This window comes from Streptomyces mexicanus, assembly GCF_902506575.1.
Classification (GTDB): domain Bacteria; phylum Actinomycetota; class Actinomycetes; order Streptomycetales; family Streptomycetaceae; genus Streptomyces; species Streptomyces mexicanus.
The window spans coordinates 6,586,858-6,608,100 of the sequence record NZ_LR732544.1 but is presented as its reverse complement, the minus strand read 5'-3'; the positions used below and the strand labels follow the sequence as shown (position 1 = coordinate 6,608,100).

Genomic DNA, 21,243 nt, shown 5'->3' with positions numbered 1-21,243 from the left:
GGCTTCGGCTCTCCGCAACATCCCCCCTGCCCGTACACCGATCCCTCCCTGGAACACTCACCCTCCCTGGAACGGAGCACGGTTCATGAGCCCCACCAAGAAGCAGCACCTCTCTCTCGGCGGTGTCGTGGTCGCCACCGCCCTGCCGTACTACGAGGACGCCTCCGCACCGGCGGGCCTGGCCGTGGACTACGACCGGTACGCCGAGCACTGCCGCTGGCTGGTCGACAACGGCTGTCACGGCGTCGGACCGAACGGTTCGCCGGGCGAGTACTCCTCGCTGACCGACGAGGAGCGCCGAAAGGTCGCCCGTACCGCCGTCGAGGCGGTCGGTGACGCGGGCACGGTCGTCGTCGGTGTGCACGGCGTCGGCGCCCACCAGGCCCGGCACTGGGCCGAACTCGCGGCGGAGGACGGCGCCGACGGCGTGCTGTGCCTGCCGCCGACCATGTACCGCGCCAACCGTGGGGAGATCCTCGCCCACTTCGAGGCCGTCGCGTCCGTCGGCCTGCCGGTGATGGTCTACAACAACCCCATCGACACCAAGGTCGACCTCACCCCCGGCCTGCTCGCGGAGATCGCCGCGATCGACAACGTGGTGGCGGTCAAGGAGTTCTCCGGCGACGTCCGGCGCGTGCTGGAGATCAAGGAGCGGGCACCCGGCCTGGAAGTGATCAGCGGCGCCGACGACGTCGTGCTGGAGAGCCTGCTGATGGGCGCCACCGGCTGGTTCGCCGGCTTCCCGAACGTCTTCCCCGCCGAGTCCGCACGCCTGTACGACCTGGCAACGGCGGGGAAGCTCGCCGAGGCCCGCGCGCTGTACGAGCCGCTGGTCGCGGCCGTCCGCTGGGACTCGCGCACCGAGTTCGTCCAGGCCATCAAGCTCGGCATGGAGCAGGTAGGCCGGTACGGCGGGCCCTGCCGGCCGCCGCGCGGCCCCCTCCCACCGCAGCTGCGCGAGCAGGTACAGGCCGACATGGCCCGCGCCGTCGCCGCCGTCGAACGGCAGGCCGCCTGATGCGCTCCGTCCGTACGATCAGCGCGGTCGACTCGCACACCGAGGGCATGCCCACCCGTGTCGTCACCGGCGGTGTCGGACCGATCCCCGGGGACACCATGGCGGAGCGCCGCCGCCACGCCGTGGAACACCTGGACGAGTTGCGCCGGTTCCTCGTCGACGAGCCGCGCGGCCACTCCGCGATGAGCGGCGCGATCCTCCAGCCGCCGACCCGCCCGGACGCCGACTGGGGCGTGCTCTACATCGAGGTCAGCGGATTCCTGCCGATGTGCGGGCACGGCACCATCGGCGTGGCCACCGTCCTGGTGGAGACGGGGATGGTGACGGTCACCGAACCGGAGACCATCGTGCGCCTGGACACGCCGGCCGGGCTGGTCGAGGCGCGGGTGTCCGTGCGCCACGGCCGCGCGGAGAAGGTCACCCTGCGCAACGTGGACGCCTTCGCGCTGGAACTGGACGCCGTGGTCAAGGTGCCCGGCCTGGGAGACGTCCGCTACGACATGGCCTACGGCGGCAACTTCTACGCCATCGTCGAACTCGACCGGATCGGGCTGCCCTTCGACCGGGCCCGCAAGGAGGAGATCCTCGCCGCCGGACTGTCCATCATCCAGGCGGTCAACGAGCAGAACCGGCCGGTGCACCCGGTCGACGCGCGCATCGACGGATGCAAGCACGTGCAGTTCCTCGCCCCGGACTCCACGGCCCGGCACTCGCGCAACGCCATGGCCATCCACCCCGGATGGTTCGACCGTTCACCGTGCGGTACGGGCACCTCGGCGCGGATGGCGCAGCTGCACGCGCGCGGTGAACTGCCGCTGCACACCGACTTCGTCAACGAGTCGTTCATCGGCACCCGGTTCACCGGCCGCCTGGTCGGCACCAGCGAGGTGGGCCGACTGCCCGCGGTGGTCCCGGAGTTCTCCGGCCGGGCGTGGATCACCGGCACGGCGAACTACCTGCTCGACCCCACCGATCCCTTCCCGCACGGATTCGTCCTCTAGGCCGTTTCCGCCCGGTCGTCTCCGATCCCACCGCCCACACGTATGCACCGGAGGGACCGCATGTCCCGTTCGACCCCAGCCATACCCCGGCACAGAACCGCGGCCCGCCCAGGGCTGTTCTCCCGGGAGGGAATCTTCCGCCTCAAGCCCGTCGACTCCTCCGAGGAGGAGACCACCGGCGGGCTGCGCCGGACCATGGGACTGTGGCAGCTGGTCGCCCTCAGCCTCGGCGGCCTGGTCGGCGCCGGCGTCTTCTCGCTCGCCGGGGTGGTGGCCCACGAGGACGCGGGACCCGGCGTCCTGATCTCCTTCCTCGTCGCGATCATCGCCAGCGCGGCTGCGGCGCTGTGCTACGCGGAGTTCGCCGGCACCATCCCCAAGGCCGGCTCGGCCTACACCTACTCCTACGCCGCACTCGGCGAGATCGTCGGCTGGGCGATCGGCTGGGACCTGCTGCTGGAGTACACGGCGATCGTCGCCGTGGTGGCCATCGCCGTGTCCGGCTACCTCTCCTACATCCTTCAGCACCTCGGCATCGACCTGCCGAACTGGATGCTCGGCGCGCCGGGCACCGGCTCCGGCCACCGGGTCGACCTGCTCGCCGCCCTGCTGTGCGTGCTGCTGGCCTTCGTCCTCTCCCGCGGCACCAAGGAATCGGCCCGGTTCGAGCCCGTCCTGGTGGCCGTCAAGCTCGCCATCGTCGCCCTGGTGATCGTCGCCGGCGCCTTCCACATCTCCGCCGGCAACTACAGTCCCTTCCTGCCCTTCGGTATCGGCGGCGCGTTCACCGGCGCCGCCACCACGTTCTTCGCCGTCTACGGCTACGACGCGATGAGCGCGGCCGCGGAGGAGAGCGCCGAGGCGAAGAAGGTGCTGCCCAAGGCCATCGTGATCTCGCTCGCCATCGCGGCGGTGATCTACCTGCTGGTCTGTCTGGTCCTGCTGGGCATGCAGAACTACCGGGACATCGACGTCAAGAGTCCCTTCTCCAGCGCGCTCGCCGCGGTGGGCCTGGGCGGCCTCGGCATGGTCGTCGCCGTCGGCGCCGTCATCGGCATCACCACCTCCGCCTTCGCCAACATGCTCGCCGTCACCCGGGTGTGGTTCTCGATGAGCCGCGACGGACTGCTGCCGCGCTCCTTCGCACGCAACCACCCCACGCGGCACGTGCCCACCCGGGTGATCTGGCCGGTCGGCATCGGTTCGGCGCTCATCGCCGGGTTCCTGCCCATCCGGGAGGCGGCCGACCTGACCAACATCGGCATCCTGATGGCGTTCGTCGTGGTGGCCGTCGCCGTCGTGGTGATGCGCAGGACCCGCCCCGATCTGCCCCGTGCCTTCCGCACCCCGCTGGTGCCCTTCGTACCGGCCGTCGGCGTCGCCTTCTCGATCTGGCTGATCAGCAACCTCGACCGGGTGACCTGGGTGCGCTTCGCGGTCTGGATGGTTCTCGGCCTGATCGTCTACGGCCTGTTCGGCTACCGGAACTCCGCCGAGCACCGAGGGGACGGCCACGCGCCAGGAGCAACACCGTGACCACCGCCGCGACGGCACCGCACCCTGGCCGATCACCACCGCCCCGGGCGCTGCCCGGGCGGCATGGCCAGGTGACAGAGCCACTGCCGTCCGCGCCGGCCGACGATCCGAACATCCCCGAGGGAGTGCGGCGCTGACGCGGGTGTCGGCGACCGCCCTTCGCCGCCCCGTCACCCGCGCCACCCGCCACCGGCTCGGCCTGATCACCCTGCCGCTGCCGCTCCCGTCGCTTGTGCACTCGCCTGTTCGGGGGCGCTCCCGCAGCCCGTTGCCTTGTTACCGAACGCGGACAGACGCCAGTGAACCGACGCACGCTCCGGTGTCATCTCATGGGGTGCAGCGAAACAGCCGATGCGGCCGGCCGCCCTGCGGGAGCAGGGAGAGGCCACGTCCTGACAGACCATGGGGGAACGTTCATCATGACCACACACCGTGCCCGCCGTACCGCCCGTACCGCGGCCCTGGCCGCCGTCACCGCCGCGCTGGCGCTGGGCCTGACCGCCTGCGGCGGCGCCGACCACGGCTCGCAGACGAAGACGAAGGCGGCGGGAGGCGACCACACCGCCGGCAGCGCCCAGATCCGGTCCGCGGCCGACGTGGACGGCAAGGGTGTCGCGGAGCAGACCATCAGCAGTGGTGCCGCCGACAAGGGGGCGCGCTCGGCGACCGCCTCGGGCGGGAGGAAGGAACTCGCGAGCAAGGCCACGACGGCCGGCACCCAGCAGTGCCGCGGAGACGAGATGCTGGTCACCGCGGTACACCGGTTCGCCGGCCAGCAGGGCGACCACCTGCTGCTCACCGCCGTCAACGAGGGCACCAAGTCCTGCTGGGTCACCTCGTACCCGGCCGTCGTGCTCGACTGGAACGTCGACAACCACGCACTGCCCCACTCGAAGAAGGACGTCCCGGGCGGCGACAAGCACATCACGCTCCGGCCCGGAGACAAGGTGTACAGCGCGGTGAACCTCTTCGACTACGGCTCGAAGCACCACACGGCGCAGTCGCTCGCCATCGCGCTGCGCGGGGCGGACGGCCACACCGGCCCCTTCTATTCCGTCATCATCAAGGGCCAGAATCCGCAGTTCAGCTGGAACGAGGCCGACGTGCTGAACTGGAACACCAAGAAGCCGTACGACTTCTGACGGCACGCGGCCGGTGAACGTCACGTCACCACCCTTCAGACCAAGCTGCGGGCCTCCTCGTGGTCCGGCTCCGGTATCGGACCCCTCTTCTTGTCGACAGCGGGCAAGGTGATCAGCAGCACAGCTGCTCCGAGGAGTGCGAGCACCGCGATCCAGCCCGCACCGACGTGCATCGCATGGATGAACGCGTCATCAGCGGCTTGAGCAAGAGTGGGCCGGTGGACAGCGGTGGCGACGTGGCGGGCCTGATCGGCGGAAACCCGCGCTTGGTCCTGCACCGGACCGGGCGCACCCTCCAGCGAGGGTTCGATCGCACGTCGGTACACGATCGACATGATCGTGCCGCCTACCGCGATGCCGATCACACTGCCGGTCTGTCGCACGGTGTTGGTGACGGCCGAGCCGGCACCGGCCTGTTCCAACGGCAGGTTGCTGATCAATGCGGCCGTGACGGGGCCGATCACCATGCCGACCGCGAGGCCCTGTATCGACAACAGGATCTCGATCCAGACGAGGGGAGTCCGAAGCCCGAGGAGCCCGTACCCGCCCATGGTCAGCGCAGCCACGGTCATCGCCGGCACGGTGACAGCGCGTACCGACAGCCGGCGAACCAGGCGCGAGGCAAGGGGCGCCCCCGCGAGCGCGCCGCATGCGGTCGGAACAGTTGCCGCACCCGCCTTCATCGGCGAAAAACCGAGCGCCCCTTGCAGAAAGAACGCGGTGTAGAAAGTGATGGCGGCCACCGCGAAGAGCAGTATTCCGAGCGCCGCATTGCCGCCACCGAATGTGCGCTGTGCGAGCAGGCGCGGATCGAAGCCGGGCGCCTTGACCCGCAGTTCGACGAGTACGAAAGCGGTCAGCAGACCCAGACCGAAAGCGATCGGCGCCCAGACGTCGGTACGGCTCCACGCAGCCACCTGCCCCGCCCGGATCAGCCCGTACACCAACGCCACGAGCCCGCTGATCGACAGCAGCATTCCAGCGGGGTCCAGTGGCCGCAGAGTGGGGCTGCGGAAATTCGGAACCAGCACGACGAGCCCGACCAACGCCAATGCCGCGACCGGGACATTGAGCAGAAAAACCGAGCCCCACCAGAAATGATCGAGCAGGAACCCGGCCAGCACCGGGCCGGCAGCCATTCCGACACCGGCCGAAGTCGAGAAAACGCCGACCGCGGCAGCCCTCGCGGGGCCGGTAAAGGTCCACATGAGAATGGCCAAGTTGGCGGGCGTGATCAGCGCGCTGCCCACCCCCATCGCGGCTCGAGCCGCAATCAGCTGGCCCGCATCGCTTGCGTACGCCGCCCACAGTGAGGAGCCGGCGAACATCACCAACCCACCGGAGAACACCGTCCGATGGCCGAACCGATCGCCCAATGCGCCGGCGGTGAACATCAATGTGGCGAAGGCCAGAGTGTACGCACCCGTCGCCCACTGCAGCTGACCGGGATCGGCCCCCAGTCCACGGATCGGGTCTGCCAGGGTCTCCAGCGTGGTACTCAGAACGGTATTGTCCAGCCAAATCAGCAGCGAACACAACATGAGAACAGCAAGAATCAACTGCTGCCTGGACTTCGGCAAGGGTGGAGGCGTGGTCATGAACACCTTCGCTTGTGGTCGGCGGGGACCGGGAAGACTGGACCATAAGCCCACTCCACGCCGCCGTCAAGCTTGGATTTTCTTGCCGATATTGTTGCGTTCGGTCGAACTTTATGTCCTCTCCCGGATTTGCGGACTGAACAATTCTGTGCCCTCGGGTGGATCAGCGCGTCGATGGATTTCATAACCTGCGGAAGATTGCGACCGAGCGGATTTCATGCCCCCGAGTCAGCTGAGGCACCGCAGCCAGCAGCAGGCAGCGCCAGTCGGCGACCGGCAGCCGTCCGGCGCCGGTGCGTCAGGTGCCTGTCCGGCCCTCACCTGACCGGTCATCGCCCGGCCTGCTCAGCACGGTCAGCAGGTCGTCGCGGCCGGCCACCGCCTCCAGTGCCAGGGTGCGGTATCCGGACCGGTCGAACAGCACCGTGATGCGGTCGCCGTCCTCGCTCAGCACCGTGCCCTCACCCCACTGCGCGTGCCGTACCGCGCTTCCGACGGGGAAGGAGGCTGCCGCCGGGTGGGCGCGCCGCTCCGAGGGTTCGTTCCCGGCGTCCTTCTCGTCGCAGACGTCGCAGTTCCCGCACGGCGCCGGGTAGTCCTCGCCGAAGTAGGCCAGCAGGAAATGCCGTCTGCAACCGGTCGTCTCGGCGTAGGCCCGGGCCATCTCGACCCGCGACCGGTCCGTCTGCCGGTGCGCCTGCCCGGTCTCGGCCGCTCGCTCGTCCGCCCGGTCAGGGGAGACGCCGGGGGCCGGGCGCACCTCTCCCTCCGCTCCCGTGGTCGCGGCCTCCGCCTCCTCCAGCAGGTTCACCGCAGTGGTGACCCGGTTCCTGGACAGGCCCGTCTCCCGGCGCAGCTCATCGAGGTCGGTGGGGTCCCGGCGGTGGTCGTGAAGGGCGTCCGCCACCTCGGACAGCGTCTCGCGCGACGGGCCCCGGCCGGCGAAGTACGACTGCATCCCGGTGTCCTGCGGCCGGTAGTGCAGGACGGCGAGGGCCGGGTGTCCGTCTCTGCCACAACGGCCGATCTCCTGGTAGTACGCGTCGAGGGAGCCCGGCAGCGACGCATGCAGGACGAACCGTACGTCCTCCTTGTCGATGCCCATCCCGAACGCCGAGGTCGCCACCACCACGTCCGCCTCGCCCGCCAGGTACGCGTCGTGGATCCGGGCGCGTTCGGCGGCCGGCAGCCCGGCGTGGTACGCCTCGGCGGTCAGCCCCAGGCGGGCCAGCTCCCCGGCGTAGTACTCGCTGTCCTTGCGGGTGGCGGCGTACACGATGCCCGGTTTCGGCTCGGCAGCGGCCCGCTCGACCACGACCTGGTGCCGCTCGTCCTCGTCGGTGAAACGGCGGACCTCCAGCCTGATGTTCGGCCGGTCGAAACCGGTCACCATCACCCGCGGGTCCCGCATGCCCAGCCGTTCGGTGATCTCCCTGCGCACGGGTGGTGCGGCGGTCGCGGTCAGCGCCAGGACCGGCGGTCCGCCCACGCGGCGTATCGCCTGCCCCAGACGCAGATAGTCGGGGCGGAAGTCGTGGCCCCAGGAGGACACGCACTGGGCCTCGTCCACCACGAACAGGGCGGGGCTGGACTCGGCCAGCCGGTCGAGTACCTCGTCCTTGGCCAGTTGCTCCGGCGACAAGTACAGCAGGCGGGCCTCGCCCCGGCCCACCGCCTCCCACGCGGCCTGTGTCTGCGCCGCCCCGAGGTCGGAGTTGACCGCGACGGCACCGGGGGAGCGGTCGCCGTCGGGCAGGCCCGCTATCTGGTCCCGCTGGAGCGCGAGCAGCGGAGACACGACCACGACCGGCCCTGACAGCAGCACGGACGGTACCTGGTACACCGCGGACTTGCCGGACCCGGTGGGCATGACGACGAGGGCGTCATCGCCCTGGAGCACCCACTGCATCGCGGTGAGCTGCTCGGGCAGCAGGGTGTCCCACCCGAACACCTCGGCGGCCACCTCGCGCAACCGCTCGGCCCGGCCCGGCTCCGTCCTCGACTCCTTGCTTCCCATCGCCGCTCCTCGATCCTCGGTGTGGCCGCACCGGGCGCGCCCGTGGTGTCATCGCCTGGCCATCGGCGGCACACCCACCGCCCCACCCGCGGACTTCGTCACCTGGAGTCCCCGTGGAGTGATGCGCCGGGTCGGCAGCGGCGGGGCCGGCGGCACTGCTCTGGTACCCCCGCTTCCTTGCGCCATTGCTCCGAGCCGTCGGCCCGGGAAAGGACGTCGTGCTCTGAGCAGTCGGTCCGGGAAGGCACGTCGTGCTCCGAGCAGTCGGTCCCGGACAGGCGTGTCGTGCTGCGTACAGGCAGCGGAAGACATGTCGGATTTCCCGGGTGCGTGAAAGGAGTCGCCGCCGGGTACCCGGCGGCACATGATCGGACGTGCGCTGTGGCAGGGGTTGGTCGCCGGCGCCGTCGGGGGTGTCGTGATGACCCTCGGGGAGAAGATCGAGCAGGCCGTCACCGGCCGGCCCGACTCCCATGTGCCCGCGCGGGTCCTCCAGCGCCTGACCGGGCTGCCCGAGCGCCCGGGCGCGCAGCCGCTGCCGGTCAACTGGGCCATGCACTTCGGCCAGGCCGCCCTGCTGGGCGTCCTGCGCTCGCTCATGGCCCAGGCCGGCCTGCGCGGGCCGCTGGCCTCCGCCCAGTTCGCCGTCGTCCGCCTCACCAACGACCAGATCCTGGAGAACGCGACCGGCGTGGGTGCCCCGCCGTCCACCTGGCCGCGCGGGGAACTCGCCGTCGACACCCTGCACAAGGCCGTATACGCCTTCAGCACCGGGCTGGTCGCGGACGCACTCGCCGCGCGCAGCGGACCCGGTCCCGGACAGACCCACGCCATGCTGCGCCCCGGCCGCAAACGCGATGTCGGCCCGCTACCGCGCGATGCCACGCAGGGACAGTGACCCCCGCAGGGGTCCCCGCGCGCGGGGCGGCCCCGGGCCACGGGGACCGAGGCGGGTGACACACACCGCCCGCGCACCCAGCGTCGGCCCACCCGGACACGTTGAGGTGCACAGAGACATCGACCCTGAGGAGAGCAGGTGGGACCAGCACACGGGGGAGTGGAGGAGGTGTTCCGTGCGGTGGCGCGGCGGCGGCACGCGCGGGCACTGCATCCGCAGGGCCGTCGCTATCGCGGAGTGCTCCAGGTTGCGGGGTCACCGTCGGCGGGGTGGCCGGCCGGCGAAGGAGCATGGCCTCTGCGAGCCCGGTGGTCCAGAGCCCTGGGCCTGCCGGGCGGCTGGCCCGACGGCTACGGCCTGGCCCTGCGCGTTGTCGCGGCAGGCGGCCCCGGAACCACTCTCGACCTGTTGCTGACCAGCAGCGGATCCGGGACGCTGTCCCGACACCTTCCCCTGCTGCGCGCAGATCCGCGCCGCGGTGTCTACAGCACCCTGACCAGCTACCGGCTCCCCTCAGGAACGCGGGTCCTGCTCGCCGCCCCCGTGGCCGGCGGGCCGACCGACACCTGGCGCGGACGCCGACTTCCGCTGACCCTGGGTCTGTATGCGGCCGGTCGCGCCTGCGCACCGCAGGTGCTGGGTACCATCCGGCTGACCGAGCAGGCCGATGACGACGACTGCTCCTTCGACCCCTATCGTCACCAGCTCCCGCACATCCACCCCACCCGCCGCCTGGCACACCTACGCGCCCGGGCCTACGCCGGCTCCCGCGAAGGGCGCGATGCCGACCGATAGGACGCGATGGCGACTGACTCGCGCAGCGTCCCCGGCACCGCGCGTGCTGCGGGGGCTGCCGCCCGCACCGCGTGTGCTCCGGTGACTGCCCGACGTCAGCGTGCGAACTTTGCGACGGCGGCCGGGGTGACGGGTGTGAAGAAGTTGACGAGGTTGCCGTCGGGGTCGCGGAACAGCAGGGACCGGTTGCCCCATGGCATCGTGGTGGGCTCGTTGACGAAGTCGGTGACGAAACCGGTCAGGTTCCGGTGAACGCGGTCCACGTCGTCGACGAGGAACTCGGTGATCACGCTGTGGTTGTCCGCCGGTCGGGCGGAGCCCGGGGCGAACAGCGGGACCGTGCGGGTGCCGGCGATCGCGAGGGTGGCGCCGCCCGCTGTCCTGAGCTCGGCGAAGTCCTCGGTGGCCCACGACGCGCGCGCCCCTGTGGCCCGCTCGTAGAAGTCGACGAGGCGCGCCACGTCGCCGGTGATGATGCGGATCGAGACGAACTCCATGGAGATCTCCTTGGCTGTGCTGGAGGCGTGCACGTCGCAGGCTAGGAGAAATAGGGGACAGAATCGGTCCTGTATCCGGGCTAGGCTTCGGACATGCCTCGACCCACCGGCCGCGTACTGACACTCCTGGAGCTGCTGCAGTCGGGCGGGACCCGGACGGTGGCCGAACTCGCCGACCGGCTCGGCGTCGAAAGGCGCACCGTGCGCCGGTATGTGGACCAGCTGATCGACCTCGACGTGCCCGTGGAATCGGTGCGCGGCCGCTACGGCGGCTACCGGCTCGCCCCCGGCTACCGCTTGCCCCCGCTCATGCTCGGCGACGACGAAGCGCTGGCCGTGCTGCTCGGCCTGGTCGCCGGCCGCCGAACTGGATTGACGACGACACACCGCACGGCAAGCGAGACGGCGGCGGCGAAGATCCGGCGGGTGCTTCCCCAGCACCTCGCCCGCCGGCTCGACACCCTCCTGGAAGCGCTCGCCTTCACGGACCAGCCCGGCGAGTTCGACACCCCGGACGCCGGGATCCTGCTCACGCTCGCCGATGCGGTGCGCCACCACCGACCGGTCTCGATCCGCTACTCCGACCGTGACGGACGGCGCAGCGAACGCACCCTGCACGCGTACGGGATCGTCGCCCATGCGGGCCGGTGGTACGTCACGGGCAAGGACGCCCGGATCGGCGAGGACCGGACCTTCCGGCTCGATCGCATCGCCGACGCGCGGACCCTGCCCGGCTCCTTCGAGGTGCCGGAGGGTCCCGCTCCGGCACAGCGCGTGTTGTCGGGGTTCGCCACGGCCGAGTACCGGTATGAGGTGACCTTGCGGATCCACGGGACAGTCGAGCAGATCCGCGCCCACCTTCCGGCCGGTGTCGCGAGCCTGGAGGAGCACGAGTCCGCGGCCGGCGAGGACCGGGCGGCCTATCGCTGGCTGCGCGTGGAGCTGCGGGCGGAGCGGCTCGACTGGTTGCCTCCGGTACTCGCCTCGCTCGACCGGCCGTTCGTCATCGAGCGCCCTGATGAACTCCGCGACCTCGTCATCGCGCTCGCCGATCGCCTCACGTCCCACGCCCGCCGCACCTGACCGCGAGGAACGAACTCATGCCATGAGACGGCACACCAGCGGCGACACGACCGCGTGTTTGCGTCGGTCGGCGATGCGGCAGCCGGCTTCGCGGCGGCCGGAGAAGGGGCCGTTCCCCCGCGGGTCTCGCGCGGCGTCATCAGGCCGTCGACCATCAGAGCCGGCGCGTGTCGGGGCGGCTTCTGCATCAGGTCAGGGCGGCGGCCAGCAGGGCGAAGGCGGCGACGATGACGGCGACGCGGACGTAGTGCCAGCGCATCCAGCGGTTCAGCTGCTGCTTCCAGTCCGCGGGCCGGTTCTCGGGGGTCCAGGTCTTGCCCCGGTTGTTGATCGGGACGAGCAGCAGCAGCGACATGACCACGCTGAGGATCAGCAGCGCGGCGGCGGTGACGACGAGGCCGGTGCCTTGGTGGTGCCAGCCGGCGACGGCCCGGATCACGACGAGGACGAGCGAGCCGATGTACCAGACGGGCATGACGGCGCCGAGTATCCGGCCTCCGTGGGCGTGGCCGAGCTGGCCGGCGTCGCCGGGGAGTGCGTTGAGGATCGGGTTCATGACGAAGGCGACGGAGAACTCCACCCCCACCATCACGCCGACGACCACGATGGTGAACACGTCCAGTGCACTGAGCATGACGACCCCTCAGAAATCTAGCGGCGCTATCTGACGGGGCAACGCTAGCGCTGCTGTCGCTCGATTGTCTAGCGATGCTAGGATCGGATCATGTCGGTACAGGAACGCAAGCAGCGCGAACGGGCGGAGCGCGAACGCCTCATCGTGGCGACGGCCCGCGAACTCGCCGAACAGCAGGGCTGGGACGCGGTCACCACCCGTCGGCTCGCCGAGCGCATCGAGTACAGCCAGCCCGTCCTCTACAGCCACTTCCGCGGCAAACGGGAGATCATCGGCGCCGTCGCGCTCGCAGGCGCGACCGAGCTGGCCGCCGCGCTGCGGGCCGCTGCGGCGAACGCGGACGGTCCCCGTGCCCGGGTCACCGCCCTCGCCCGCGGCTACCTCGACTTCGCCGAGCGCAACCCGGCGGTCTACGACGCCCTCTTCCAGCTCGACGGTGGCCTGGCCTACGCGCAGGAGGACACCCCGGAACCGCTCAAGGACGCGTTCGCCGCCCTGCTGGAGGCTCTCGGCGAGGTCGCCGGGGACGGCGTCCATCCGGGGGTGTTCACCGAGGTGTTCTGGGCGTCCCTGCACGGGATCGCGACCCTGACCCGGGCGCGACGACTCCTTCCGGAGGACGCCGAGCGCAGGGTGGAATTGCTGGTGGACCGCCTAGCCGTGCTCTGACGCGCCACGCGGCCGGGGTTCTTTACGGGCGCGGCCGGCACACCTGGAAGGCGGGCGGTGGCTGGAAGGAGATGCCGCACAACGGACGTGCGGACGGAGTGCAGAACTACGTCCGCACGAATCACACGGGCGTCAGCCGAGTCGTGAACGTCATCGAGAACGGCGTCTCCTCCTGCTCCTCGTACGGCCAAGGCAAGTGGTGGGGCCAGCACGGGGGTACGTGCGGCCCTCCTGTCGGCTAGCGGAGGCCCGGGTCGCCCTCTGCCGCACTCTCCGGCTCGGCCGGGGCGATCTCGGCGATCAAGCCCTCGACGAGGGTCTTGATCTCGTCGCGGATCGGGCGCACGGCCTCCACGCCCCGCCCGGCCGGGTCGTCGAGCTTCCAGTCGAGGTAGCGCTTGCCGGGGAAGACGGGGCAGGTGTCGCCGCAGCCCATGGTGATGCACACGTCGGACTCCTTCACCGCGTCCACGGTGAGGATCTTCGGGACCTCGGCGGAGATGTCGATGCCGACCTCGGCCATGGCCTCGACGGCGGCCGGGTTGACCCGCTCGCCCGGGGCGGAGCCGGCGGAGCGGACCTCGACGCGGTCTCCGGCCAAGTGAGTCAGCCAAGCGGCGGCCATCTGTGAGCGGCCGGCGTTGTGGACGCAGACGAACAGGACGGACGGCTTGTCGGCCATGGTGATCGTTCTCTCCGGTCGCATGGCGGAAGCAAGCCGCCGATGACTTCAGGCCGCGCTGATATCAGCGAGTGGTGATGTGACACTATCAGTGCATGCTGACTTCAGTCGATCCTGATGTGATCCGGGCGCTGGGCGATCCGCTCCGCCTGAAGATCGTGACCCTGCTCGCCCGCGAGACGCTCTGCACGACGCACCTGGTGGAGGAGACCGGAGCCAAGCAGACCAACCTGTCCAACCACATGAAGGTGCTGCGCGAGGCCGGGATCGTGGGGACCGAGCCCTGCGGCCGCTTCACCTACTACAGGCTCAAACCCGAGGTCCTGGCCGGCCTGTCCGAGCAGTTTGCCGGCCTCGCCGCCTCGGCCCGCACCGCCGCCGAGAACAAGAGGGCCTGCCCGTGACCTCCACCGAGCCCACCACCGCCCGCGCCGAGAGCGCGGGTCCGGCCGGCGACGACTCGATCGTCAAGAAGCTCTCCACCCTCGACCGCTCCCTCGCGGTGTGGATCCTGCTCGCCAGGGCCGCCGGTCTCGGCCTGGGCCGGATCGTCCCGGGCATGAACGACGCGCTCGCGAAGATCGAGATCGGCGGGATCTCCCTGCCGATCGCACTCGGCCTGCTGGTCATGATGTACCCGGTCCTGGCCAAGGTCCGCTACGACCGGCTCGACCGCGTGACCGGCGACAAGAAGCTGATGGTCTCCTCGGTGGTCATCAACTGGGTCGTCGGACCGGCGGTGATGTTCGCCCTGGCGTGGATCTTCCTGCCGGACCTGCCCGAGTACCGCACCGGACTGATCATCGTCGGCCTGGCCCGTTGCATCGCCATGGGCATCATCTGGAACGACCTCGCCTGCGGCGACCCCGAGGCCGCCGCCGTCCTGGTCGCGCTGAACTCGGTGTTCCAGGTCCTCGCGTTCGGTCTGCTGGGCTGGTTCTACCTCGACCTGCTGCCGCGCCGGCTGCACCTCGGCGACGGCCAGGGCCTGGACGTGTCCGTCCGGCACATCGCGCTGAATGTCATCGTCTTCCTCGGCATCCCGCTGCTGGCCGGATTCCTGACCCGCCGCATCGGCGAGCGGAAGCTGGGCCGTACCGGCTACGAGGCGAAGGTCCTGCCGACGATCGGCCCGTGGGCGCTGTACGGGCTGCTGTTCACGATCGTCGTCCTCTTCGCCCTGCAGGGGAAGACCATCACCTCGCAGCCGCTGGACGTCGCCCGGATCGCCCTGCCGCTGCTGGTCTACTTCGCCGTCATGTTCTTCGGCACCTTCCTGCTCGGCAAGGGCCTGGGCCTGGCCTACGACCGCACCGCCACCCTCGCCTTCACCGCGGCGGGCAACAACTTCGAGCTGGCCATCGCGGTCGCCATCGCCACCTTCGGCGTGACCTCCGGCCAGGCTCTCTCCGGGGTCGTCGGCCCGCTCATCGAAGTGCCGGTGCTGATCGGCCTGGTCCACGTCGCGCTCGCCTGGCGGAGAAAATTCGCCACCGACGCGGTGACGACCGCCCCATGACGCAGCATCAGCGCACCGATGTGCACCGACACCTCGCAAGCGCAGGGGCCCGCTGGATGGCAAGTGGATCACCGTCGGCGGCCGGACCACCGCTGCCCCTGCGCATGCCACCGCCTGCGTGCACTTCGACCACGGCGGCAGATGACCCGCCTGTGGGTCGGCGGGCGCGGTCCCGGTGCGTTGTATCCGGCTGGCTCCGCCTCAGGCCGTACGCCGATGGTCCCGGCTGCCTGCGTCCATGGGTGCGCACGGTGTGGGCGCCGGGCATGGCAGCGGCCGGGGGCATGCCGGCCGGGGTCGTCACCGTGGTGTGCGGCGTACAGCACGTCCGGCACGATGACGAACTCGTCCCGCAGGAAGGAGGGGCTTGCACCTCTGCGTGGTGGCCCTTCTGCGTCGGTGGTGCGGGGCTGTCGGCCTATGAGGACGGCCCGGGTTGCGGGGCGCCGTGTGCGGCGTGGCGTGCGCGGTCGTCCGTGTCTCGGGGACGATGCGGCGCCGGTCGGTGCGCCTTGCCGCTGTGCTGTCGGGTCGATGTCCGGGGTTTCGCGGTTGCCCCGTGGGACGAGCCTGGGCTCGTGGAGGGATGCTCGGGGCGAGCTCCGGTCGGCGTGGCCGCCGGGCTCGGGGCAGTGAAGGTCCTGACGGCGGGCTCGGCATGAACCCCGGTCGCCGCAACCGCCGGATCTGAGGCGTCGAATGTCCTCGAGGCCGGCCGGGTGCGAGGTGATTCGGTCGGCGGGGCCGCACCGGGCCTGTCGGGGGTGGCCGTGCGGGAGGGAGGGTGTGCGGGTGTCGCGGCGGACGGGGCCGCCTCGGCGCGGTGGTCGCTGTCGCCGCCGCTGCCCGAGGAGACGGCGAGTGTTGTGCCCAGGGCCACGGACAGTGCGGCCAGACCGGTGCCCACCACCAGCCGACGGCGGTGACGGGAGCCGCCCGCAAGGTTCGGCCGGGGGAGCGCCATCTCTTCCGTCCGTACGTGCCCGTCCGCGGCGGGGTGAGCGTCCCCGAGCAGCGGAAGGCAGGTCTCGGAGGGCGCCGAGAGCGGCAGCGCGTGCACACCGGCTCCGCTTCTGGAGGCGAGGGCGTTCGCGCACTGCTCGGCGTCCGGGCGACCCTCGGGGTCTTGGGCGGTCATGGCCTGCAGGAGGGCCGCGAGGCCCGAGGGGATCCACGCAGGGACCGCGGGCGGGCGGTGGAGGCGAGCGATCGCTGCCTCCAACGGGGGCCCCGGGTACTCCAATTCTCCTTTCAGGCACTCCAGCAGGACCAGGCCGAGCGCATAGATGTCCGCGGCCGGCCCGACTCGCTTGCCCTCGACCTGCTCCGGTGCGAGATAGGCGGCAGTGCCCATCAGCGCGTCCGGTGCCGTGTGCCGGGTGGAGTTCGCCAGGCGCGCGATGCCGAAATCGGCCAGGTGCGGACGACCGGACGCGTCGAACAGAACGTTCGACGGCGTGACGTCCCGGTGCACGATGCCGGCCCGGTGGACAGAGGCCAGCGCCTGCGCGAGGGCAGCGCCCACATCCATGACACACCGCTCGGGCAGCGCTCCACACGCCAGGACGCTGCGCAGCGTGGGGCCGTCGATCAGTTGCATGACCAGGTAGGTGCGGTCGTCGTCGCGTCCGGAGTCGTAGACGGTGACCAGACCGGGATGCTGCAGGCGTGCGAGGAGGACGGCCTCGGCGGTGAGACGGTCTTCGGCCTGCGGGTCGGAGCCCGGCCGGAAGACCTTGACGGCCACAGGCCGCCGAAGGCGCGTGTCGAGGCCCTCATGGACGTCGGCCATGCCGCCCGACCCGATTTTGCGGCCCAACCGGTAGCGGCCGGACAGGACCTGCGGGGAGTGTGCTTCCGCTGAAACCGCCGCGGACGTCGGCGGGACTGCTGATCGGCGGGCCTTCACCTGATTCTCCGTTGCTGTCACCGCGTACCGGACTCGGCCATGGGCCGTGCTGCGAGGGCGTGTACCCCCACCCGCGCCGGCTATCCGGACGAAGACGACGCCTGGGCCGCATCCGGGCCTACCGGTCGCCTGCTCCGGCTACTTCGAGCCATCCGTACGGGAGCGGCCACGCGGCCGCCGGTGGGACGGTGCCCTCAAAGGGAAGGTGTGCTGCTGACCAGCGCGGCACCCGGTTGTGCGCCGGCCTGCGCGGCCCCTCCTCCACTGCTCGCGTCGTCGGTTCCGTCCCCCCTGCATCCCGCGGAGAAGGTTCTTGAAGGCGCTTGAGGGCGACGGCATCCGCACCGGCGGGCCCCGCGAAGGGCTTGATCGGGCCTCCCTCAGGCACCTGTTACGTTTACGGGTGTTGTAAGACGCGAAGACAGAACGGATGTTGTTGTGCGCAAGGCGCGATGGGCAGCGGCCGCGACGCTCGCCGTGGTCGTGATGGCCGCCGGGTGCGGTAGCAAGAACGTGGAGGGGAAGTCGACGGACGGGACGGCACGTTCCTCCACCCGCGTGGCGGGAAAGCCGACCGGGGCGGCTCCGTCTCGAGCCACGCTCCTCGAGCGAGCGGCCGGCACCTGGAAATCCATCACCGCCCCCACCGATGACTCGCTGGACACGCTCGTCATCAAGGACGGCACAGCGACAGCCAAGGGCGCGAAGCTCTCGTGCACGGGCACCTTCGTGCCGGCGAAGAAGGACGGCAAGGAATCCGCGACCATCACCTACACGTGTCAGGGCGGCAAGGACGGCGGTCGCGGCCTGGGGCACCTGAAGCTGAAGTCGGACGGTTCCTCGCTCGCCATCGACTTCGACGGGCCTCCCGGCGGCTGGGGCGGCCCGGTCGACAGCTACCGCCGAGCCTGAACGCCTGCTGCGCCGACAGCGGGACCGTGCTCGCCGTGAACGTCGCCTGCTCGCGAGGCTGACGCACCTACTTGGAGGAGCCCTACCAGCCGCACGAGGCCGCCTACCTTGAGGAGTCCTGCTACAAGCGGCAGCCTGTGGCGGGTTCCCGGTAGGGGGCTACCGCCGGGCCTTCGAAGGAGTAAATCGTGTGGGAGACCTACGACCGTGTCGTGGGCCTGGACCCGGCCGACATCACCGTCGACGGGCAGATCACCAAAGCGCCCTGCGGTGGCGAGGTCGCAGGGACATCACCGATTGACCGGGAAGACTCGGGGACGACCGCGACCATCGTGATCCGACGCCTGATCCGCGAATCCCGGACCAGCCGACGCTCGGACACACGGCCGGCCCGTCGACCGTGACGCCTTGTCCGCTATCCGCGGAATCTCTTACACGCTGTCGGGCGGGACGGGCGTGGCCTGGTGGTAGTACAACTGCCAGACGGCGTCAGCACCCTGCTGACGCCAGAGCGAACTGCGCCGTGCCCGCTTACCCTTCAGCGTGGTCTCGTAGGTGAGGTGCACCAGCCCGGGGGCCAGCAGGACGCCGGTGAACTTCGAGGGCTCGTAGCGCGGAGCGCTTTCTGCCGCACCGTCCATCTCGGGCATCGCTGCAAGCATCTCGTCGTACGTCCACCGTCGCCCCGAGGCACCGACCTCTGTGAAGTCCGGGTCCAGTAGCTGCCGGGCGAGCGAGCGTGACCTGCGAACGCTGGGGTCCATGAGGCGCAGCTCTCCTGCGATCGCTGCGCGCACCTCGTCTGATTCTTGACTCATGCGGGCATTCTGACCCAGGTCGTCAGCCGGGGGCGGGCGGGGGCCGAAGCAGGCGGTCAGGTCGTCCAGCGTGGTGAGCATCGGGGCGAGGACGGTTGTCGAGACCGGCGGTGCACCTCTGCGCGAAGTCGCCGTTGGCATGCAGGGCCGGCTGTCGTCCGCCGATCGGGTACCTGTTCGGCAGTCCGGGTACGGGGGCGCAGCTCATGCTCGTGCCTTCGGCCCGGCCGAAGTGCTCAAGCAACCTCCAGCGTTGCCGCCCCTCGGCCGAGGACACCTCCGCGAATCGTGCAGTGTCCAGGATCGCCGAAAGGTAGGTTTCGGCCATGACTGGTGACTGGCGGACGGACCGGATCGGGGCCGCGTTGAGGGGCGAGAACCCGACCGTGCTGCGACGGCTGACGTCGGGGTTCGCTGTGATCGGGGACGTTCAGTTCCTGCCTGGCTACTCGGTGCTGCTTGTGGACGAGCCGGATGTGCAGCGGCTGTCGGACCTGCCGAGAGTGAAGCGCCTGTCGTTCCTGTCCGACATGGACCGGCTCGGTGAAGCGGTCGAGCGTGCCTGTCGGCGGCTGGACCCGGCCTTCCGGCGGGTCAATCTGGAGATCCTGGGGAACAGGGACCCGTTTTTGCACGTGCATGTCTGGCCGAGGTTCGCATGGGAGCCGGCCGATGTGGCGGGCAAGCCGGTGTGGCTCTATCCGCGTGAACGGTGGAGCGACGAGCGGTTCAGGCTCGGCCCGCGGCACGACGTGCTGCGGGATGCGATCAGCGGTGAACTGGACCGGCTGTGCTCGGTGTCCTGAGTGCTTTGCGCCCGCCTGGACGATCATGACGGGGGGCGGGGCGTTCGGTCGCGTACGGGGGAGCGACCGAACGCCCCGGCACGCGCCCCGCGCACTGTCCCTTGCCGGCGGTTGCAGCCCGCACATGCCCCGCGCTGCCGTAGCCCGGCGCACGCCCGCGCGCTATCGGAGATAGGCCAGGCCCGGGTGGACCTGGAGGTAGCCCTCCATCAGGCGGCGGGCCACCTCCACCGAGTCGACCAGCGGGTGCAGCGCGAAGGCCTTCACCGCGGTCGCGCGCGAGCCCGTCTCCGCGGCGGCCAGCACCTCGCGCTCGACCGCCTTGACCGCGCAGACCAGCCCGGCGGCGTGGCCGGGCAGCGGGTCGGCGGCCACCGGGTGCGCGCCGCTCGCGTCGACCAGGCAGGGCACTTCGACCACGGCGTCGGCGTCCAGCACCGACAGGGTGCCGCGGTTGCGGACGTTGAGGATGAGCGTGGTGCGCTCGTCGCGGGCGATGGCCCGCATCAGCGCGAGCGCCACCTGCTCGTAGCCGCCGGAGAGGTCCTCGGCCTCGCGCTCCCCCGCGCCCGCGCTCTCGCGGTTCTCGGCCATGTAGGTGGCCTCGCGTTCGGCGCGGGTGCGGTTCCAGACCTCCAGCGCCGAGACGGCCGGGCTGCCCGCCTCCTCGTAGAACCGGGCCTGCTGGTCCCGCAGGAAGGCGCCGCGGGTCTGCTCGGCCTGCTGGTAGGCGCGGACGGTCTCGCGGTTGAAGTAGTAGTAGTGCAGGTATTCGTTGGGGATCGCGCCCAGGGACCGCAGCCACTCGGCGCCGAAGAGCCTGCCCTCCTCGAAGGAGTTCAGCAGGTCCGGGTCGGCGAGCAGGCCCGGGAGCCGGTCCCGGCCGTCCACGCGCAGGCCGCGCACCCAGCCGAGGTGGTTGAGGCCGACGTAGTCGATCCACGCCCGGCCCGGGTCCACGCCGAGCACACGGGCGATACGGCGGCCGAGGCCGACCGGCGAGTCGCAGATGCCGATGACGCGCTCGCCGAGGTGGCGGGACATGGCCTCGGTGACCAGTCCGGCCGGATTGGTGAAGTTGATGACCCAGGCGTCGGGCGCGAGGCGGGCCACCCGGCGGGCGATGTCGACGGCGACGGGCACGGTGCGCAGGCCGTAGGCGATGCCGCCCGCGCCGACCGTCTCCTGGCCCAGCACGCCCTCGGCGAGGGCGACCCGCTCGTCGTGGGCGCGGCCCTCCAGGCCGCCCACCCGGATCGCCGAGAACACGAAGTCGGCGCCGCGCAGCGCCTCGTCCAGGTCGGTGGTGGCCCGCGCGGCGGGGGCGTCCGGCCCCCCGGCGGCCTGCTCGGCCAGCCCCCGGCCGCCCGCGGCCAGCCGGCCGGTGTCCAGGTCGTGCAGGACGACCTCGGTGACCCGCCCCTCGGCACGGTCCGCCAACAGCGCCCCATACACCAGCGGCACACGGAAACCGCCGCCGCCCAGAATCGTCAGCCTCACGCTCGCACCTTCCCACCGCGGCCGCCCGTCCACCGTGCCGCCCGGCCGCCTGCCGATCCGTCACGGCCGCACCGGACGGCTCCTCACGGACGGCCCGCACCGGACGGCCCGCACCCGATCGAACCGGCACCGTCTGCACCTCCCCGCACCCTATCCACCTCCCGTGACACCCCGCGCGAGCCCCGGTGAGCCGCGACCCCTCCCCCGCA

General features: G+C 70.8%; 21 protein-coding genes. 13 read left to right on the top strand and 8 right to left on the bottom strand.

Annotated elements, in window-relative coordinates:
* Positions 1-85: 85 nt before the first annotated feature.
* The 4 genes from GV126_RS29575 to GV126_RS29560 all read left to right on the top strand — a co-directional run bounded on the left by GV126_RS29575 (position 86) and on the right by GV126_RS29560 (position 4,697).
* The gene (locus tag GV126_RS29575) at positions 86-1,018 is read left to right on the top strand and encodes a dihydrodipicolinate synthase family protein (RefSeq protein WP_159672441.1); all 933 of its coding nucleotides are present in this window, start codon (positions 86-88) and stop codon (positions 1,016-1,018) included.
* Entirely contained in the window at positions 1,018-2,019 is a 1,002-nt protein-coding gene (locus GV126_RS29570; RefSeq protein ID WP_159672439.1) for a proline racemase family protein, read from the top strand. Before GV126_RS29575 ends, GV126_RS29570 begins: the two co-directional genes overlap by 1 nt.
* Positions 2,020-2,079: 60 nt before the next feature.
* A complete protein-coding gene (locus GV126_RS29565) occupies positions 2,080-3,555 on the top strand; it encodes an amino acid permease (RefSeq protein ID WP_159672437.1) in 1,476 nt (491 codons plus the stop codon).
* A 419-nt stretch (positions 3,556-3,974) separates the two neighbouring features.
* Positions 3,975-4,697, top strand: coding sequence for a DUF4232 domain-containing protein (locus GV126_RS29560; protein WP_159672435.1), 723 nt, complete (start codon positions 3,975-3,977; stop codon positions 4,695-4,697).
* A 35-nt stretch (positions 4,698-4,732) separates the two neighbouring features.
* Here GV126_RS29560 and GV126_RS29555 read toward each other — a convergent pair whose 3' ends face one another.
* Both GV126_RS29555 and GV126_RS29550 read right to left on the bottom strand, forming a co-directional pair.
* Positions 4,733-6,295, bottom strand: coding sequence for an MFS transporter (locus tag GV126_RS29555; RefSeq protein WP_236570161.1), 1,563 nt, complete (start codon positions 6,293-6,295; stop codon positions 4,733-4,735).
* A 298-nt stretch (positions 6,296-6,593) separates the two neighbouring features.
* Positions 6,594-8,312, bottom strand: coding sequence for a RecQ family ATP-dependent DNA helicase (locus GV126_RS29550; RefSeq protein ID WP_159672433.1), 1,719 nt, complete (start codon positions 8,310-8,312; stop codon positions 6,594-6,596).
* Positions 8,313-8,676: 364 nt separating this feature from the next.
* Here GV126_RS29550 and GV126_RS29545 point away from each other — a divergent pair, with 364 nt between their 5' ends.
* Both GV126_RS29545 and GV126_RS29540 read left to right on the top strand, forming a co-directional pair.
* Complete coding sequence (locus GV126_RS29545; RefSeq protein WP_159672431.1) at positions 8,677-9,210, top strand: hypothetical protein; 534 nt, start codon at positions 8,677-8,679, stop codon at positions 9,208-9,210.
* Positions 9,211-9,618: 408 nt separating this feature from the next.
* Complete coding sequence (locus GV126_RS29540; protein ID WP_159672429.1) at positions 9,619-10,005, top strand: hypothetical protein; 387 nt, start codon at positions 9,619-9,621, stop codon at positions 10,003-10,005.
* Between the two features lie 95 nt (positions 10,006-10,100).
* On the opposite strand, the gene GV126_RS29535 is transcribed toward GV126_RS29540, so the two are convergent.
* A complete protein-coding gene (locus GV126_RS29535) occupies positions 10,101-10,502 on the bottom strand; it encodes a VOC family protein (RefSeq protein WP_159672428.1) in 402 nt (133 codons plus the stop codon).
* 93 nt (positions 10,503-10,595) lie between these two features.
* On the opposite strand from GV126_RS29535, the gene GV126_RS29530 reads away from it, so the two are divergent.
* A complete protein-coding gene (locus tag GV126_RS29530; RefSeq protein ID WP_159672427.1) occupies positions 10,596-11,585 on the top strand; it encodes a helix-turn-helix transcriptional regulator in 990 nt (329 codons plus the stop codon).
* A gap of 187 nt (positions 11,586-11,772) precedes the next feature.
* Here GV126_RS29530 and GV126_RS29525 read toward each other — a convergent pair whose 3' ends face one another.
* Positions 11,773-12,219: an anthrone oxygenase family protein gene (locus GV126_RS29525; protein ID WP_159672426.1), complete on the bottom strand. Its 447-nt coding sequence runs from the start codon at positions 12,217-12,219 to the stop codon at positions 11,773-11,775.
* Between the two features lie 90 nt (positions 12,220-12,309).
* Here GV126_RS29525 and GV126_RS29520 point away from each other — a divergent pair, with 90 nt between their 5' ends.
* Positions 12,310-12,888: a TetR/AcrR family transcriptional regulator gene (locus GV126_RS29520; RefSeq protein WP_159672425.1), complete on the top strand. Its 579-nt coding sequence runs from the start codon at positions 12,310-12,312 to the stop codon at positions 12,886-12,888.
* 238 nt (positions 12,889-13,126) lie between these two features.
* Here GV126_RS29520 and GV126_RS29515 read toward each other — a convergent pair whose 3' ends face one another.
* Positions 13,127-13,570, bottom strand: a complete 444-nt coding sequence (locus GV126_RS29515) for an arsenate reductase ArsC (RefSeq protein WP_159674232.1) — start codon at positions 13,568-13,570, stop codon at positions 13,127-13,129.
* 95 nt (positions 13,571-13,665) lie between these two features.
* On the opposite strand from GV126_RS29515, the gene GV126_RS29510 reads away from it, so the two are divergent.
* Together GV126_RS29510 and arsB are read left to right on the top strand one after the other, a co-directional pair.
* The gene (locus GV126_RS29510; protein WP_159672424.1) at positions 13,666-13,974 is read left to right on the top strand and encodes an ArsR/SmtB family transcription factor; all 309 of its coding nucleotides are present in this window, start codon (positions 13,666-13,668) and stop codon (positions 13,972-13,974) included.
* Positions 13,971-15,089: an ACR3 family arsenite efflux transporter gene (gene arsB / locus GV126_RS29505; protein WP_159672423.1), complete on the top strand. Its 1,119-nt coding sequence runs from the start codon at positions 13,971-13,973 to the stop codon at positions 15,087-15,089. The genes GV126_RS29510 and arsB overlap by 4 nt, the downstream gene beginning before the upstream one ends.
* 418 nt (positions 15,090-15,507) lie before the next feature.
* Here the strand turns inward: arsB and GV126_RS29500 are convergent, their stop codons facing one another.
* Positions 15,508-16,881, bottom strand: coding sequence for a serine/threonine-protein kinase (locus tag GV126_RS29500; protein WP_236570160.1), 1,374 nt, complete (start codon positions 16,879-16,881; stop codon positions 15,508-15,510).
* Between the two features lie 555 nt (positions 16,882-17,436).
* Between GV126_RS29500 and GV126_RS29495 the strand changes: the two genes are divergently transcribed.
* A complete protein-coding gene (locus GV126_RS29495) occupies positions 17,437-17,910 on the top strand; it encodes a hypothetical protein (RefSeq protein WP_159672422.1) in 474 nt (157 codons plus the stop codon).
* Between the two features lie 188 nt (positions 17,911-18,098).
* A complete protein-coding gene (locus GV126_RS37755; protein WP_201299889.1) occupies positions 18,099-18,314 on the top strand; it encodes a hypothetical protein in 216 nt (71 codons plus the stop codon).
* A gap of 27 nt (positions 18,315-18,341) precedes the next feature.
* Here the strand turns inward: GV126_RS37755 and GV126_RS29485 are convergent, their stop codons facing one another.
* Entirely contained in the window at positions 18,342-18,728 is a 387-nt protein-coding gene (locus GV126_RS29485) for a nuclear transport factor 2 family protein (RefSeq protein ID WP_159672421.1), read from the bottom strand.
* 326 nt (positions 18,729-19,054) lie between these two features.
* Between GV126_RS29485 and GV126_RS29480 the strand changes: the two genes are divergently transcribed.
* Positions 19,055-19,534, top strand: a complete 480-nt coding sequence (locus GV126_RS29480) for an HIT family protein (RefSeq protein ID WP_159672420.1) — start codon at positions 19,055-19,057, stop codon at positions 19,532-19,534.
* Positions 19,535-19,696: 162 nt separating this feature from the next.
* On the opposite strand, the gene GV126_RS29475 is transcribed toward GV126_RS29480, so the two are convergent.
* Positions 19,697-21,034 carry a 6-phospho-beta-glucosidase gene (locus tag GV126_RS29475; RefSeq protein ID WP_159672419.1) on the bottom strand — a complete coding sequence of 446 codons (1,338 nt, stop codon included), beginning with the start codon at positions 21,032-21,034 and terminating at the stop codon, positions 19,697-19,699.
* Between the last annotated feature and the right edge of the window lie 209 nt (positions 21,035-21,243).

What these genes read in the sequence shown, in the direction of transcription:
- GV126_RS29575 (WP_159672441.1), top strand. Translation starts at nt 86, where the DNA reads ATGAGCCCCACCAAGAAGCAGCACCTCTCTCTCGGCGGTGTCGTGGTC.
- GV126_RS29515 (WP_159674232.1), bottom strand. Translation starts at nt 13,570, where the DNA reads ATGGCCGACAAGCCGTCCGTCCTGTTCGTCTGCGTCCACAACGCCGGC.
- GV126_RS29535 (WP_159672428.1), bottom strand. Translation starts at nt 10,502, where the DNA reads ATGGAGTTCGTCTCGATCCGCATCATCACCGGCGACGTGGCGCGCCTC.
- GV126_RS29530 (WP_159672427.1), top strand. Translation starts at nt 10,596, where the DNA reads ATGCCTCGACCCACCGGCCGCGTACTGACACTCCTGGAGCTGCTGCAG.
- GV126_RS29525 (WP_159672426.1), bottom strand. Translation starts at nt 12,219, where the DNA reads ATGCTCAGTGCACTGGACGTGTTCACCATCGTGGTCGTCGGCGTGATG.
- GV126_RS29520 (WP_159672425.1), top strand. Translation starts at nt 12,310, where the DNA reads ATGTCGGTACAGGAACGCAAGCAGCGCGAACGGGCGGAGCGCGAACGC.
- GV126_RS29555 (WP_236570161.1), bottom strand. Translation starts at nt 6,295, where the DNA reads ATGACCACGCCTCCACCCTTGCCGAAGTCCAGGCAGCAGTTGATTCTT.
- GV126_RS29480 (WP_159672420.1), top strand. Translation starts at nt 19,055, where the DNA reads ATGACTGGTGACTGGCGGACGGACCGGATCGGGGCCGCGTTGAGGGGC.
- GV126_RS29510 (WP_159672424.1), top strand. Translation starts at nt 13,666, where the DNA reads ATGCTGACTTCAGTCGATCCTGATGTGATCCGGGCGCTGGGCGATCCG.
- GV126_RS29565 (WP_159672437.1), top strand. Translation starts at nt 2,080, where the DNA reads ATGTCCCGTTCGACCCCAGCCATACCCCGGCACAGAACCGCGGCCCGC.
- GV126_RS29570 (WP_159672439.1), top strand. Translation starts at nt 1,018, where the DNA reads ATGCGCTCCGTCCGTACGATCAGCGCGGTCGACTCGCACACCGAGGGC.
- GV126_RS29485 (WP_159672421.1), bottom strand. Translation starts at nt 18,728, where the DNA reads ATGAGTCAAGAATCAGACGAGGTGCGCGCAGCGATCGCAGGAGAGCTG.
- GV126_RS29545 (WP_159672431.1), top strand. Translation starts at nt 8,677, where the DNA reads ATGATCGGACGTGCGCTGTGGCAGGGGTTGGTCGCCGGCGCCGTCGGG.
- GV126_RS29550 (WP_159672433.1), bottom strand. Translation starts at nt 8,312, where the DNA reads ATGGGAAGCAAGGAGTCGAGGACGGAGCCGGGCCGGGCCGAGCGGTTG.
- GV126_RS29500 (WP_236570160.1), bottom strand. Translation starts at nt 16,881, where the DNA reads ATGGCCGACGTCCATGAGGGCCTCGACACGCGCCTTCGGCGGCCTGTG.
- GV126_RS29560 (WP_159672435.1), top strand. Translation starts at nt 3,975, where the DNA reads ATGACCACACACCGTGCCCGCCGTACCGCCCGTACCGCGGCCCTGGCC.